The 15,720-nt window shown below is 69.2% G+C and carries 9 protein-coding genes; all 9 read left to right on the forward strand.

The features are described 5' to 3' along the window. Nucleotides 1-249 (forward strand): FCD domain-containing protein (locus tag ASD79_RS04710; RefSeq protein WP_156400375.1); only part of this gene is annotated, 249 nt, incomplete at its 5' end. Continuing rightward, complete coding sequence (locus tag ASD79_RS04715) at nt 246-1,529, forward strand: MFS transporter (protein WP_056719904.1); 1,284 nt, start codon at nt 246-248, stop codon at nt 1,527-1,529. The genes ASD79_RS04710 and ASD79_RS04715, both read left to right, overlap by 4 nt. A gap of 6 nt (nt 1,530-1,535) precedes the next feature. Further along, the gene (locus ASD79_RS04720; RefSeq protein WP_156400376.1) at nt 1,536-3,191 is read left to right on the forward strand and encodes a glycoside hydrolase family 43 protein; all 1,656 of its coding nucleotides are present in this window, start codon (nt 1,536-1,538) and stop codon (nt 3,189-3,191) included. Nucleotides 3,192-3,296: 105 nt separating this feature from the next. Then, nucleotides 3,297-5,411: a glycoside hydrolase family 2 protein gene (locus tag ASD79_RS04725; RefSeq protein ID WP_156400377.1), complete on the forward strand. Its 2,115-nt coding sequence runs from the start codon at nt 3,297-3,299 to the stop codon at nt 5,409-5,411. A 97-nt stretch (nt 5,412-5,508) separates the two neighbouring features. Then, nucleotides 5,509-6,012: a hypothetical protein gene (locus tag ASD79_RS04730; protein ID WP_056719906.1), complete on the forward strand. Its 504-nt coding sequence runs from the start codon at nt 5,509-5,511 to the stop codon at nt 6,010-6,012. Further along, nucleotides 6,002-7,189 (forward strand): cytochrome P450, encoded by a 1,188-nt coding sequence (locus ASD79_RS04735; protein ID WP_056719907.1) that lies wholly within the window; start codon nt 6,002-6,004, stop codon nt 7,187-7,189. The genes ASD79_RS04730 and ASD79_RS04735 overlap by 11 nt, the downstream gene beginning before the upstream one ends. Nucleotides 7,190-7,408: 219 nt before the next feature. Further along, complete coding sequence (locus ASD79_RS04740; protein ID WP_056719908.1) at nt 7,409-8,734, forward strand: MFS transporter; 1,326 nt, start codon at nt 7,409-7,411, stop codon at nt 8,732-8,734. A 14-nt stretch (nt 8,735-8,748) separates the two neighbouring features. Beyond that, on the forward strand, nt 8,749-9,732 hold the full coding sequence (locus ASD79_RS04745) for a helix-turn-helix domain-containing protein (protein ID WP_235524329.1): 984 nt from the start codon (nt 8,749-8,751) through the stop codon (nt 9,730-9,732). A gap of 224 nt (nt 9,733-9,956) precedes the next feature. After that, nucleotides 9,957-15,720: GLUG motif-containing protein (locus tag ASD79_RS25470; protein WP_368664857.1), on the forward strand; the 5,764-nt coding region annotated here is incomplete at its 3' end.

A 15,720-nucleotide genomic window follows, 5' to 3' on the forward strand; every position in this document is an offset into this window, starting at 1 on the left:
ATCCTCAACGCCACCAAGAACCCGTTCTACCGCGACCTGCACGAGCTGGTGAACACCGCCCTGCGCATCTCGATCCGCTTCACCAACCGCATCAAGGGCCACACCGCCTCGATCCCCTCGCACGAGGACGTGGCCGACGCGATCCTGGCCCGCGACGCCGCGGCCGCCCAGGCCGCCATGCAGGTCATCATCGTCGACGTGCTGGAACTGATCCGCGCGGCCGACCTCGAACCAAGGCCAAGCCCATGAGCCGCAAGATCGCCAACCTCCGCTGGTGGATGATCGGCCTGGTGATGCTGGGCGCGGTGCTGAACTACCTGACCCGCAGCACCCTGGGCGTCGCCGCGCCGACCGTGCTGGCCGACCTGCACATCGGTCCCAAGGAATATTCCTGGATCACCGGCGTCTTCCAGCTGGGGGTCATGCTGCAGCCGCTGTGCGGCTACGTGCTGGACTCCATCGGCCTGAAGTACGGCTTCGCGCTGTTCGCCACGGCGTGGTCGCTGATCACCATGGCCCACGGCCTGGCCAACAGCTGGCCGGCCCTGATGGGGCTGCGTGGCCTGCTGGGCCTGGCCGAGGGCAGCGCCCATCCGGCGGGCATGAAGGCGGTGTCGACCTGGTTTCCCGCCAGGGAGCGCGGCCTGGCGGGCGGAGTCTACAACATCGGCGCGTCGATGGGCTCGGTGCTGGCGCCGCCGCTCGTGGCCTGGGCCATCATCGCCTACAACTGGCGGGCCGCCTTCGTGGTCGCCGGCGGGCTGGGCCTTCTCTGGGTGGCGCTATGGCTGGCCTGTTACCAGTCGCCCGAGCGGCACAAGGCGCTGTCCGACGCCGAGCGCCAGCACATCGTCGCCGGCCAGGAGGCGCACCTGGAGGGGGCAGGGGGCAAGCCCTCGATCCTCAAGCTGCTGGCCCGCCGCGACTTCTGGGGCATCGCCCTGCCGCGCTTCCTGGCCGATCCGACCTGGGGGACGCTGGCCTTCTGGGTGCCGCTGTACCTGACCACGGTGCGCCACTTCGACCTGGCCCAGATCGCGCTCTTCGCCTGGCTGCCGTTCGTCGCCGCCGACCTGGGCTGCCTGTTCGGGCCGGTGGTGGTGCTGTTCCTGCAGAAGCGCGGCGTCAGCCTGATCAACGCCCGGCGCTGGGCCTTCACCCTGGGGGCGGTGATGATGACCGGCATGATGTTCGTCGGCGGCGTCCAGAGCCCCTATGTCGCCATCGCCCTGCTGTGCCTGGGCGGCTTCGCGCACCAGACCCTGTCGGTGACGGTGATCACCATGTCGTCGGACCTGTTCCGCCGCGGCGAGGTGGCTACGGTGGCCGGCATGGCCGGGCTGTTTGGCAATCTGGGGGTGCTGATCTTCTCGCTGCTGATCGGCGGCCTGGTGGCCACCGTCGGCTACAGCCCGTTCTTCGTGGCCCTTGGCGTGCTCGACCTGTTGGGCGCGGTGCTGCTGTGGACCCTGGTCCGCGATCCGGCCAGGTCACCCCACGCACCTGTCGCGCCCCTTCCTGCGGTTTAGTTCGTCATGACCTCAATGATCCAGAACCCCATCCTGCGCGGCTTCAATCCCGACCCGTCGATCATTCGCGTCGGCGAGGACTATTACGTGGCCACCTCGACCTTCGAGTGGTTCCCGGGCGTCCAGATCCATCACTCGCGCGACCTGGTGAACTGGCGGCTGCTGACCCGGCCCCTGACCCGGGCCAGCCAGTTGAACATGCTGGGCGCGCCCGACAGCTGCGGCGTCTGGGCCCCGTGCCTGACCCATGCCGACGGCCGGTTCTGGCTGATCTATACCGACGTCAAGCGCTATGGCCGCACCACGGTGGGCGGGGCCTCGGGCGCGTCCTTGCGCGACTTCCACAACTACCTAGTCACCGCCGACAGTATCGAGGGGCCGTGGTCGGACCCGGTGTTCCTCAACAGCAGCGGCTTCGACCCGTCGCTGTTCCATGACGACGACGGCCGCAAGTGGCTGCTCAACATGCTGTGGGACCACCGGCCCGGCCGCAACCGCTTCGCCGGCATCGTCGCCCAGCAATACGACCCCGCCGCCGGTTCGCTGGTCGGCGAACGCCAGATGATCTTCACCGGCACGCCCCTGGGCCTGACCGAGGCCCCGCACCTCTACAAGCGCGACGGCTGGTACCATCTGATCACCGCCGAGGGCGGCACCGGCTGGGGGCACGCGGTGACCATGGCGCGGTCGCGGACGCTCGAAGGACCCTACGAACTCCATCCCGACGGCCCCGTGCTGACCGCCCGCGACCGGCCGCATGCGCCGCTGCAGCGGGCCGGTCACGCCGACCTGGTCGAGACGCCCGACGGCCAGACCTGGATGGCCTATCTCTGCGGCCGGCCCTTGCCCAACCGGGGACGCTGCGTGCTGGGGCGAGAGACGGCGATCCAGCCGATGACCTGGGGCGACGACGGCTGGCTACGCACCCGCGACGGCTCCGGCGACCCGGAGCTGACCCCGCCGGGGCCGGACCTGCCCGCCGCGCCCTGGCCCATGCCGCCCGCCTGGACCGACTTCGACGGTCCGGACCTGCCGATCGACTTCCAGTGGCTGCGCTCGCCGTTCCCGCAGGAGCTGTTCAGCCTGACCGCGCGCCCCGGCTGGCTGCGGCTGTTCGGCCGCGAGACCATGGGCAGCCAGTATCGCCAGGCCCTGGTGGCCCGCCGCCAGCAAGCCCACTGCTACAGCGCCCGCACCGTCGTCGACTTCGCGCCCCAGCACTTCCAGCAGGCGGCGGGGCTGGTCTGCTATTACGGGGCCAACAAGTTCCACTACCTGTTCGTGTCGCGCGACGAGGTCCATGGCCGCCATCTGCAGGTGATGTCGGCCCTGCCCGACAGCCCCCAGGCCGACGCCTTCACCGCGCCGGTCGCCTTGCCGGACGCGGGCCTGGTCCACCTGCGCGTCGAGGTCGATTTCGAGCGGCTGCGCTTCGCCTGGAGCCTGGACGGCGAGGCCTGGTCCTGGCTGCCGGAGGTGTTCGACGCCAGCATCCTGTCCGACGAGGCCACGGCGCCCGGCGCGCCCAACTTCACCGGCGCCTTCGTCGGCATGGCGTGCCAGGACCTGTCGGGGACGGCGCGGCCGGCCGACTTCGACGGCTTCGGCTATGTCGAGCGCGGCTATGCGGCGCGGCCGGAGGTCGAGGAACGTGGGTGGTAGCGGCGCGCCCGCCGCGTCCAGTGACGAACAGGATGGACACGGGCCGCCGCCCTGGTGGAAAGTTACCGGTAACTGATATTCGCCCAGCGTACCGGGACCGCACAGATGACGACGATGCGTTTCGCCTGGTTCGCCGGCCTGGTGGTCTTGCTGATGGCCGGGATCCTGTCGCCGACCAGGGGCCATGCGGCCATTGACGGGCGCCAACAGGCTTCGCTGAACGAGGATTGGCGGTTCCAGAAGGGCGACTCGGCGGATGCGCCCGTCGCGGCCTTCGACCCCAAGGACTGGCTGAAGGTCACCCTGCCGCACACCTTCAACGGCGCGGACGGCGCCGATGGCGGCGGCTATTATCGGGGCCCCGGCTGGTATCGGCGCGCGTTCTTCACCGCCGACGGCGCGACCCCCAGTCGCTACTTCCTGCAGTTCGACGGCGCGGCCCTGGTCGCCGATGTCTATCTGAACGGCCAGAGGGTCGGCCGTCACGAGGGCGGCTACGCGGCGTTCCGGTTCGACGTCACCGCATGGGTCCGGCCGGGCCGCAACGTCTTGGCGGTGCGGGTCGACAACAGCGCCAGCCCGAGCATCGCGCCGCTGGGCGGCGATTTCACGATCTTCGGCGGGCTCTATCGCGGCGTCAGCCTCATCCGCACGCCGCTGCTCCACGTCGACGCGCTCGACGATGGCGGACCCGGCGTCTATGCGACCACCGTCTCGATGACGTCGGGGCGCGCCACGGTGCGGGTGACCACCCGGGTGCGCAACGACGCGTCGGCGGCCCGGCGGACGCGGGTCACCACCCGCATCCTCGACGCCGAGGGCGGGCTGGTGGCCCAGGCGTCCTCGGTGACGCCGCTGGCCGCCGGTGCGACGACGCCGGTCGAGCAGACCCTGGCGATCGACAGGCCCCGGGCCTGGAACGGCCGCAAGGATCCCTACCTCTACGCGGTGGTGGCGACGGTGTCCGGCGTCGAGGGCGGCGAGACCGACGCCGTGCGCGTCCCGCTCGGCCTGCGCACCACCCGCATCGACCCGGACAAGGGGTTCTTCCTGAACGGCGAGCACCTGGCGGTGCACGGGGTGAACCTGCACCTGGACCGTCCGGGCGTCGGCCTGGCGGTGTCGGACGACGACGTCGCCGAGGATTTCCGCCTGATGGAGGCCATGGGCGTGACCGGCCTGCGGCTGGTGCATTTCCAGCATCCCGCCAAGGCCTATGACCTGGCCGATCGCGCCGGCCTGGTCGTCTGGACCGAGATCCCGTTCAACAGCAAGGTCGGATACGAGCCCGAGTTCCTCGCCAATCTCGAGCAGCAGTTGCGGGAGCTCATCCGCCAGACCTACAACCATCCATCGGTGGTTGTCTGGGGCCTGGGCAACGAGGTCTACGCCGCCGACGAGGCCACCAACCAGGCGCTGGCGGCGTTGCAGGCGCTGGCCAGGGCCGAGGATCCCTCCCGGCCGACCGTCTACGCCCACTGCTGCGCCTCGGACACCGACCGGCTGACCACCCACACCGACGTCATCGGCTACAACCGCTACTACGGCTGGTATCCGGACAAGGGCGAGACGATCGGGACCTGGGCCGACGGCGTGCATCGCGAGACGCCGGGGCGGGCGATGGCGGTCAGCGAATACGGAGCCGGCGCCAGCATTCTTCACCAGCAGGATCCGGCGCGGCGGCCGGAGACCACGGCCGGTTTCCACCCGGAGCACTACCAGGCGCTCTATCACGAGAAGAACTGGCGCGACCTGCGCGATCGGCCCTTCATCTGGGCCAGCTTCGTCTGGGTCGGGTTCGACTTCGCCTCGGACGGCCGCAATGAAGGCGATCGGCCGGGCGTCAACGACAAGGGCCTGGTCAGCCACGACCGTCGCACGCCCAAGGACGCCTACTACTGGTACCAGGCCAACTGGACGACCGAGCCGATGGTCTACATCACCCATCGCCGGCAGGGGCCGCGCGTCGTGCCGCGCGCCGACGTCAAGGTCTACAGCAACCGCCCGGAGGCTACCCTGACGGTGAACGGCGTCGTGGTCGGGACCTCGCCGGTCCAGGACCATATCGCCGTCTGGCCGGACGTGGCCTTGCGGCCTGGCGTCAACCGCATCGCCGTCCAGGCCGGCGCGGGGGCCGAGGCGCGCTCGGACGCGGTCGAGTGGGTCTATGACCCCAACGTCCTGAACATCGCCGAGCCGGAGCCGGCGGCCGGGAAGTGAGCGCGCGGCGCGTTGGCGCCCGCCGATCGCTTCTGGACTTCTTCCCGAAACTTTGGTCCCTCCTCGACCTTCCATTCGGGGCGGGGGCCCATTTGCAATGTCCGACTCGGCGATCGACGGGGCGATCTTCAAGCCCAAGCCTCCGGGGCCGTTGCGGCTGGAGGTCGGGGCGATGGGCGACATCGCCTTCTCGGCGGTGGTCCGAAAGGTCGCCCAGCACCCGCCGTTCCTCGGCTATTCGCTGGGGCTGATGGTCGACGTGCTGATGGGCCAGCTGATCCATGGCGCGAACCTGATGGCCATCCGCGACGGCCGGCTGGTGGCCTATGGCGGCTGGTTGCGGGTGGGACACCAGCAGGCGGAGGCGTGGCGGCGCGGCGAGATCCCGATCCCGGCGCCCGATTGGGCCAAGGGCGACGCGGTGATCCTGTCGGTCTTCATCGCCGACAACCCGGCCGACCTGCCGGCCCTGATCCGTGGCATCTCGCACGTCTGCGCCGACCTGCCGGTCTATCGCATGCGCGCCTTCCTCGATGGCCGTCCCGACAAAAAACGCCCGCCTATCCTGGGCCGCCGGCAAGGTGTCCTCGGTGGATCCTGAGGTCGTCGCCCAACGGGGCCTCGACGGCCTGGCGACCCAGCTCTACAGGATCGCGGCCGGCGACATTCCGGCTGGCGCGTTTCCGATCCGGCTGGTCCAGAATCCGGAGGCGGCCCGGGCGGTCCTGATGGATCATGCGGCCTTCCCGAAGAACTACGACTTCCTGTCGGCCTTCGCCGAGGGACGGTTCACGGCCAACGGCGAGGACTGGGCGGCGCGGGTCCGCCTCACCCAGCCCAGCTACGCCCGCAACATGGTCCGTTTCGACGACACGGCGGTCGAGCACATCTACCGCACGCATTTGCGCGCCCACGCCGCGGATCGCGGGGGGGAGGGGCGGGATGGACTCTATGGCGCCTTCGTCGGCGCCGCGCTCGAGGTGGTGTCCGGTGTCTTCGGCCTGGCCCGGCCGATCGCCTGGGACCAGGACTGGCTGATCAGGGTGCGGCGCTTGCTGGTGCTAAGGCAGTGGATCGCCTTCGCGGGCGCCCAGGCGGCGGCCTTCGACGACGTCGAGCGCCGTCTGGCGGCGCTCCGCCGGGAGATCCTCGACCTCTGGGCCGCCGATGCGGACCTGCAAGCCGTGCTGGCCAGCCTGGCGCTTCGGGGGCGTGACATCCCGGGGTTCGACGCGGGCGAGGAGCTGATCCAGAACATCATCGCCTCCAGCGAAACCACGGCCTCCAGCCTGATGTGGGCGGCGCATGTCCTGGCCGGGCGGCCGGCGCTGGCGGTCGCGATCCACGATCACCGGAACGACGGCGGCCGGGGCCTGGAGGCGTTCATCGCCGAGCTGCTGCGCCTGTTCCCGCCGGTGCCGTTCGTCACCCGCTTCAGCCGCGACAGCCGGACGATCGGCGGCGAGACCTTCGCGGCCGGCGAACCGCTGGCGATCTCGTTCGTCGGCCTGCATTGCGATCCGAGACGCTGGGACCGGCCGTTCGATTTCGACCCGGCGCGTCCCGAATGGGCGGCCGCTTCGCCGCCCGCCGGCTACTTCCCGTTCTCGACGGGCGCGCGGGTCTGCGGCGGCATGAAGATCGCCAAGATCGAGCTGCGCGCCGGTTTGCGGGCCTTGGTTGGTGGCTTCGACATCCACCCGGGGCTCGGCGCCAACTCCGTGACCTACGGCCTGTCGCTGCGGCCAGGAAACTCGCCAAGGCTTGACCTAGCGTAACCTGCGTCAAGTCGCCCCACCGTTCGTGCGGAAGGGGCGCCGCGTTGACGCGGGAGCCCAGGTCTGCGTTTGTCGAACGCTGTTAATCCAGAGTTGTCGATGATTGAGTCTCCACCCTCTGGGCGTCCGAAGCGGGGCGCCTGCCCCGATCCCGGTGTGAGCACCGCGCGTATACGCGCAACATCTCCGCCCGTGGCTTAAGCACAAAGATCCGGGGGGATGACGGTGCTCACTTTCAACAAACAAGACCGCTTGGGCGGAACCCGCGTCGCGTCCGCCGCGCCGTTGGGCCTGCTGGCGTTGACTCACTTCCTGATGACGGCCGACCGCAACCTGCCGGCCCTGGTCCTGCCGATCCTCAAGCAGCAGTTCGCGCTGAGCGATACGGCGCTGGGCTTTCTGCAAGGCCCAGCCTTCGTGCTGTTCTTCGTCGTCGCGACCCTGGCCTTCGGCCGGGTCGTGGACCGCGCGCCGCATCTGAAGCTGCTGGCGATCAGCATTGTCCTGTGGACCCTGGCGAGCATCGGCTTCGGCCTTGCCACCAGCTGGCAACAGCTGGTGGTCTGCCGGCTGATGCTGGGCCTATTCCAGGCGGCCGTGGCGCCCGCCGCCCTGTCGGTGATCGTCGCCAGGACGCCCGTCGAGCGGGTCGGGCGGGCCATTTCGGTGTTCACCACCGGCTCGGCCGTGGGCCGCGGCGGGGCCATGCTGCTGGGCGGCGCCTTGCTGGCTTTGATCGCCTCGCCCTTCATGCGCGGGACGCTTCCCGGATTCGAAACCTGGCGGGTGCTGTTCTTCCTCAGCACCTTGCCCAACCTCCTGGTCGCCGTGGCGTTGCTGCTGACCGATCGCCGAGGTCGGGCGCCGGCCCCCCCGCCGCGCTCGCCCTCGCTGCTGCCCGCCCTGGGTTGGCTGCGCGCCTGGCCGCTGGCCTTCGCCGCCCACCTGACCGCCGCCGGTAGCGTGATCGTGCTGATCCAGGCAGTGAGCGCCTGGATGCCGACCCTGCTGCAACGTGAGTTGGGACTGTCGTCGGCGCGGAGCGGTATCGTCAGTGGACTGATCGTCGTCCTTGGCGCGCCGTTGGGACATCGATTGGGAGGGGCGCTGGTGGACGTCTGCCGGCGAACGGGCCGTTCGCCCAGCCTGGTGGTCGTCGTCACCCTGGCGTTGGGCGTCGTGGGCGCCGCCCTGCTGTGCCTGGCGCCGTCCATGATCACCATGAGTCTGGGCCTGTTCATGCTGACGGTGTTCGGCGGCGCGGCGGCCGTGGCGTTCCTGGTGATGTTCCAGCGGATGTCGCCCGACGCCCACGGCGTTTCCAACGCGATCTTCTTCGCGGTCACCACCCTGATGGGGCTTGGCCTGGGCCCGCCGGTGATCGGCCTGCTCAGTGATCGGGTGTTCGGCCCTGGTGAACTGGGCAAGGCCCTGCTCAGCACGACCGCCGTGGCCGCCGCCGTCGCCGCGTCATTGGCCTGGGGCAGCCGCAAGGCCTGGGCGCGCGTCGTGCGGGCCGCGGAGACCCGCGGGGTCGACGCGTAATGGCCGAGCAGTTCATGCGGTTCACGTCCGAGACCGATCCGGCCCAGGACTTCGAGCTCTATCGCGACCTCTACTCTTCCGGCGCCGACGTCACCGGCCTGGACGGAGATTTCTTCGCCGAGGTCACGGGCTGGCGGCTGGCCGGCATCCTGCTGTTCGACCGTCGGCTGGCTGGGGTGGGGCATGAACGCTCCACCGAGCGGGTGCGCCGCGACCAGTTCGACCACTTCACGGTCCAGCTGGTCGCCGACGGTCTGTACGAGGTCGACAGCGGAAACGACTTCGGATGGATCGAGCCCGGCCGGATCGTCCTGCTCGACATGACCCGGCCGATGCGCAACCGCGCCACGGCGGCGCGGGTCATCACCGCCAGCGTGTCGCGCGAGGTGTTGCAGGCGGCGCTGGGCTCGACGGCCGGCCTGCATGGACGGGTCATCGACCAGGACAAGGCCCTGCTGCTGGCCGACTACATGAAGTCGTTGGCGGTTCGCGCGCCGGAGATCGGCGAGGCCGATCTGCCGGCTGTGTCCCGCGCCTTCATCGACCTCCTGACCGTGGCGGCGGGCAGTGTCGAGCTGGGGCGCGGCGCCGACCTTCGGCGGCTGGAGTTCGCGCGTCGCGAGTCGGTCAAGCGCTTCATCGAAACCAACCTGAACACCGAACTCACCGCCGAGATCATCGGTGAGGCGACCGGTGTCTCGCGCGCGACCCTGTATCGCATCTTCCAGGCCGAGGGCGGGGTAGGGGGCGTCATCCAGGCCCGCCGTCTGGTCCGCCTGCGGGCCGCGCTCGGCGATCCGTCGGACGCGCGCTCGCTGGCCGACATCGCCCACGCCTGCGGGTTCAAGTCGGAAAGCCATATGAGCCGCCTGTTTCGCGCGGCGTTCGCGGCCAGCCCGGGCGAGTACCGGCGGCAGCTTCGACAGGCCACGACCATTGGCGAGCGGGCCGAAATCTCACGTCAGCGATGGGACGCGTTGCTGAACGAGATCAGCTGATTAGCTGACGTTAGGGCAACTGTCTTTTAGCGCGCCGGCTTGGTTCCGCGATGTCTCAAGGGTGAGACGCGGGAGCATGGCGAACGCTGTTCGATTGTCTTCTAAGGCCAAGCTTTCCGACGCGCGCGCCGGGATTCGCCGTTCTCAGGAGCTTTCGCCGCATGTCCCGTCGTCGCCATCTCGAACAAGGGTCGTTGTTCGCCCTCTCGCTGCTGCCCCTGATGATGGCGGCTTCGGCCGCCGCGGCCCAGGCGTTGCCGAGCGGCGGGAACGTCGCCTCGGGATCGGCGACGATCGGCTATACCGGCCCCGGCGCGATGACCATCAGCCAGACCAGCGACAAAGCGATCATCAACTGGTCGGACTTCTCGATCGCCCAGAACAACTCGGTGTCGTTCAACAACGGCGCGGGCGCGACGCTGAACCGGGTGACCGGAGCCAACGTCTCCAACCTGGACGGCATGCTGAACGCGACCGGCAGCGTCTATCTGATCAACCCCAACGGCGTGATCATCGGCGCCAACGGCACGGTCAATGTCGGCGGCCGCTTCGTGGCCTCGGCGCTCAATGTCAGCGACGCCAACTTCCTGGCCGGCGGCGCGATGACCTTCGAAGGACCCGGCGCGGGCCTGGTGGTCAACTACGGCCAGATCGGCGCCTTGGGCGGCGACGTCGCCCTGATCGCCACCACGGTCCGGAACGAGGGTTCGATCACCGCCGACCAAGGCACGGTCGGTCTGACGGCCGGCCGCAAGGTGCTGATGCGCGACGCCAAGGCCAATGACGGCAAGTTCGTCGTCGAGGTCGGCGGGGCCGACACCTCCGTCACCAACGCCGGCGCCATCGCCGCGGCGGAGATCGAATTGCGGGCCAACGGCGGCAACATCTACGCCCTGGCCGGCAATGTCGGCGACCTGGTCTCGGCCACCAGCATCACCGAGAACAGCACGGACGGCCGGGTGTTCCTGACCGCCGGCGCCGGAAACGTCGAGTCCAGCGGCGTGATCGAGGCCAGCGCCTCGGTCCAGATGTCGGGCGCCCAGGTCGCCATCGCCGGCTCGCAGGTCTCGGCCAATGACTGGCGGATCGACGCGGACGGGTTCAACATCGGCGACGCCGAGGCGACCGCCCTCAATGGCGCCATGGCCGGCCGCACCAACGTCACCATCACGACCCACGTCGGCGACATCGTCGTTGACGCCGACGACGCCCTCAACGCCGGCGGGCACAAGCTGACGCTGAGCGCGTTCCGCGATGTGGTCATCAACAGCGACCTGGACGCCAACGGCGACGGCGTTATCGACCTGCGCGCCGACAACACCGGCACGGGAACCGGCGTCGTCGCCTTTGGCGACAACGCCTACCTGCTGAACGGCACGGTCAATATCTTCACCAACAGCGCCGACTACGCCGACTACGTCACGATCAACAGCGGCTACCAGAACCACAACGACGACGACGCGACCATCACCACCTACCTGCTGGTCAACAACTACGCCGACCTGCAACGACTGAACGGCGACACCGATGGCGAAGCGACCGGCAACTACGCCCTGGGCCGCGACGTCGACGCCTCGGCCTCGGCCGACGGCCTGTTCGCCAACGCCGCCCTGTACGGCGCCTTCGACGGCCTGGGCCACACGATCTCGAACCTGCGCGTCGAGCGTGGCGACAACGCCGGCCTGTTCAGCATGATCGACGGCGGCGCGGTGCGCGACCTCAACCTGACCGGTTCGGTCGCGGGCGGAGAGTACGCCGGAGCCTTGGCCGGCGGCGCGGAGGGCGCCAGCATCACCAATGTCACCTCGTCCATGACCGTCACCAATGATGGTGACGGTGGGACCGGCGGCTTGCTGGGCTACGCCAACAGAACGACGATCGAGGACAGCGCGTCCAGCGGATCGGTCACCGGCGGCGACTTCACCGGCGGCTTGGTGGGCTCAACCTACCGTGCCACCATCGTCCGTGGCGAGGCGACGGGCGACGTGACGGGCCGGCAATACACGGGCGGCCTGATCGGCTTGACTGCCAGCACCAATGTCTCCTACGGGACGGCGAGCGGTGCGGTGCAGGGAGCCGAGAAGGTCGGCGGCCTGATCGGCGGCGCCTTCGACAGCGACGTCTCCTACGGGACGGCGAGCGGCGCGGTGAGCGGCGCCGAAAAGGTCGGCGGCCTGGTCGGCTTGAGTGTCGGTTCCAATATCAACAACAGCGTCGCGAGCGGCGCGGTCGTGGGCGGCGGGCAAGTCGGCGGGTTGGTCGGCTACGGCGAGGCGGGTCAGATCACCGACGCTTCGGCGACCGGCGGCGTCACGGGCACGGATGACAATACCGGCGGCCTGGTGGGACAGGGCAATGGCGTCGTGCTGACGAGAGTCTCGGCGACCGGCTTGGTGGCGGGCCAGAACAACACCGGCGGCCTGGTCGGCAGGATGTATGGCAACGCGACCCTTAACGAGGGCCGGGCCAGCGGCAATGTCACAGGGCTGAACAACACCGGCGGCCTGGTGGGCGAGGCTCAGGGCTCGACGCTGAATACGGTTTCGGCGAGCGGTGACGTCACCGGCACGGATCGCGTCGGCGGTCTGGTCGGCCAATCGAGCAACAGCACGCTCTCCTATGCCAAGGCGAGCGGCGACGTCAGCGGCGCCGGCTATGGCACCGGCGGGCTGGTCGGTGACTTGACCACGGGAAGCATCGACTACGGTTCGGCGAGCGGCGACGTCACCGGTCGGATCGACGGCGTGGACGAAGACGGCGCACCCCTGGTCGAAAAGGTCGGCGGCCTGGTGGGCACGGCCATCTACACCCAGATCACCAACAGCCACGCCACCGGCGCAGTCGGCGGCGCGGGCCTCTATTTCGGCGGCCTGGTGGGCGACATCTACGGCTCGACCCTCACCAATGTCTGGGCCAGCGGCGACGTCTCCGGCCATCATCAGGTCGGCGGTTTGGTCGGCGCGGCCGGCAATACCGACCTCACCGACAGCTACGCCACCGGCGCTGTCACCGGCGGTTTCAACACCAACGCCGACTACTACCTGGCGCAGTACAACGCGATAGACGACAACCAGTCCGCGACCGGCGGCCTGATCGGCTATACCCGTGGCGGCGTGAACGTGTTGACCTCCTACACGAAGGGCGCCGTGACGGGCGACTTCAACACCGGCGGCCTGATCGGCCTCTCCGGCCACGGCACCAACGTGGAATCCAGCTGGGCCAGCGGCGACGTCACCGGCATTGACCGTGTCGGCGGCCTGATCGGCGCGATGAACAGCGCCGACTCCAACAGCAGCGACATCGTCTACAAGTCCTACGCCACGGGCAAGGTCACCGGCGGGCAAGCGGTCGGCGGCCTGGTCGGCTATATCCAGGGCTCGAGCTACTACGACGACGAAGAGGACGAGTATTACCTGTCGTCGTTCGGGATCAGCGATAGCTACGCCACCGGCGCGGTGACGGGCGCCGAAAAGGTCGGCGGCGTGATCGGCCAGGTCATGTCGGGTCTCGTCGAGGTCAGCTACGTCTATTCGACGGGCTCGGTGACGGCGACCGGGTCGCGGGGCTGGGCCGGCGGCCTGATCGGTTCCATGGACACCGGCATCCAGATCCATGACGGCTACGCCACCGGCGCGGTGTCGGGCGGTGTCGCCGGCGGCCTGTTCGGCCACTACACGGGCAGCGTGGTCTCCAACCTCTACTGGGACACGGACTCCAGCGGCGTGACCGTCGCCCGAGGCGACGACCAGGCCAATACGGACGGCGTCACCGGCCTGACCCGCGCCCAGGCCTTCGACGCGGACAGCTACAACTTCACCGACAACGGCAAGTGGGCGTTCGTCGCCGGCCTGCGTCCGTTGCTGGAGAGCGAATATTCGACGACGATCAACAACGTCCACCAGCTGCAGCTGATGGCCCTGAATTCCGAGGTCAGCTACGTGCTGGGCGCTGACTTCTCGGCCGCCGAGACCAACGCGGGCGGCAGCAGCGTGTTCGGGGCCGGCGGCTTCTCGAGCATCGGCCACTTCTATGGTCAACTGGACGGCGCGGGCCACCAGATTTCCGGCCTGACGATCAACAGCGCCGCCGCTGATATCGGCTTGTTCGGCGTGATCCAGGAAGGGGCGCTCGTTCACGATTTCGCCCTGGTCGGCGGATCGATGACCGGCGCCGCCGGCAGCCGGGTCGGCGCGATCGCCGGTAGGAACTACGGCGACGTCCGCGACGTCCGCAGTTCCGCGACGGTGAGTGGCGACCTGGTCACGGGTGGCTCCTATGCTGGCGGGCTCGTGGGTTACAACGGTGGAAACATCCTGGGTTCGGCCTTCCGCGGCTCGGTCTCCGGCTACACCGTGGGCGGCGTCGCCGGCTTCAACGCCGGCAGCATCAGCGACAGCTATTCCGCCGGGGCCGCGCAGGGCACGCACAAGGTCGGCGGTATCGTCGGCGAAAACTCGGGCGGCTCCATCACCACGGTCCTCAACACCAGCACGGTGACCGGCGACAACAAGGTCGGGGCGCTGGTCGGCTACGCCGACGGCGGTTCGCTCCACAACGGCCGCTGGAGCACCACGGTCAATGCGGACCTGACCGCCATGGGCCGCGACTCCAGCTTCAGCAGCCAAGACGGAAACATCGGCTACAGCACCGCGGACCTGCAGGACGAAACCAAGTTCGACGAGGTCTACAGCGGCTTCAGCACCGACATCTGGGTCACCGGGTCGGGGGCCGGCGCCTCCAGCGACAACCTGGCCCACTTCGCCGAACTCTATGTCGCCGACAACGTGCTGCTCATCGATGCACGCACCACCACGACCTACGGCGATCACATCAACCCGGCGATCAATAGCCACGCATCGCTGCGCAGCGGCGACATCCTGACCGACGCCACCATCACCAACGTCTTCGGTGATCGCACCAACGCCGGGACCTACGCCTTCGACATCGCGGGCGGCACGGTCACCCGGGCCGGCGGCGGCGCCTATCGCGTCGTCAAGCTGAACACCCTGACCGTCAACAAGCGGATGATCGACGTCGGCCTGGTCGGCTCGGCGGTCAAGAACTACGACACCACCAGCACCGCGACCCTGACCAACGGCAACTACAGCCTGAGCGGCGTGCTCGATGGCGACGTGGTGGGCGTGAATGGCCCGGCCACCGGCGTCTATCAGCAAAACCCGGAGCCCTCCGAGCGGGTTCGCCCGACCGACGTCTCGAGCAGCAATGAAGGCGCCAGCGCCTATTCCGTCACCGTCGACGGCATAGCGCTGAGCGGCGCCGACGCGGCCAATTACGTGCTGTCCGACACCAGCGCGACGGGCCAGATCGGCTACATCAACCGCGCCGTGGTGACCGCCACCGTCACCGGTTCCAAGACCTATGACGGCGCGGCCGGGCTGACGGGCGACCAGTACGCCGGCGCCCTGCAAGGCCTGGTCGGCGGCGAGGTCCTGTCGCCGACGATCGGCGACCTGGCCTTCGCCGACGCCAACGCGGGCGTCGGCAAGGCCCTCACGGGCAGCGTCGAGGTCGATCTCGCGGACGGCGTCGGCGCCAACTACGCGGTGTCGTCCTTCACGGCGACGGGCCTCGGCGAGATCGGTCGCAAGACGATCAACGCCAGCCTGACGGGCTCGACGACCAAGACCTACGACGGCGCGACCGGCGCGCTGCTGAACGCCAGCAACTTCGCGCTGGACGGCCTGGTCGGCGAGGACGTGGTGAGCGTCTCCGGCGCGGCCAACTACGCCGACAAGAACGTCGGCGTGGGCAAGACCGTGACCGCGGGCGACCTGACCCTGTCGGGCGCGGCCAACGGCAACTACGTCCTGGCCTCCGCGACCGCCTCGGGCGCCATCGGCCAGATCGACGCCAAGACCCTGACGGCGGGTTTCACCGGCACGGTGACCAAGACCTATGACGGCACGACGGGCGCGACCGTCGCCGATCACCTGGCCCTGTCGGGCCTGGTGGCCGGCGACACGGTCA

It is taken from the genome of Caulobacter sp. Root655 (assembly GCF_001427665.1).
Taxonomy (GTDB): Bacteria; Pseudomonadota; Alphaproteobacteria; order Caulobacterales; family Caulobacteraceae; genus Caulobacter.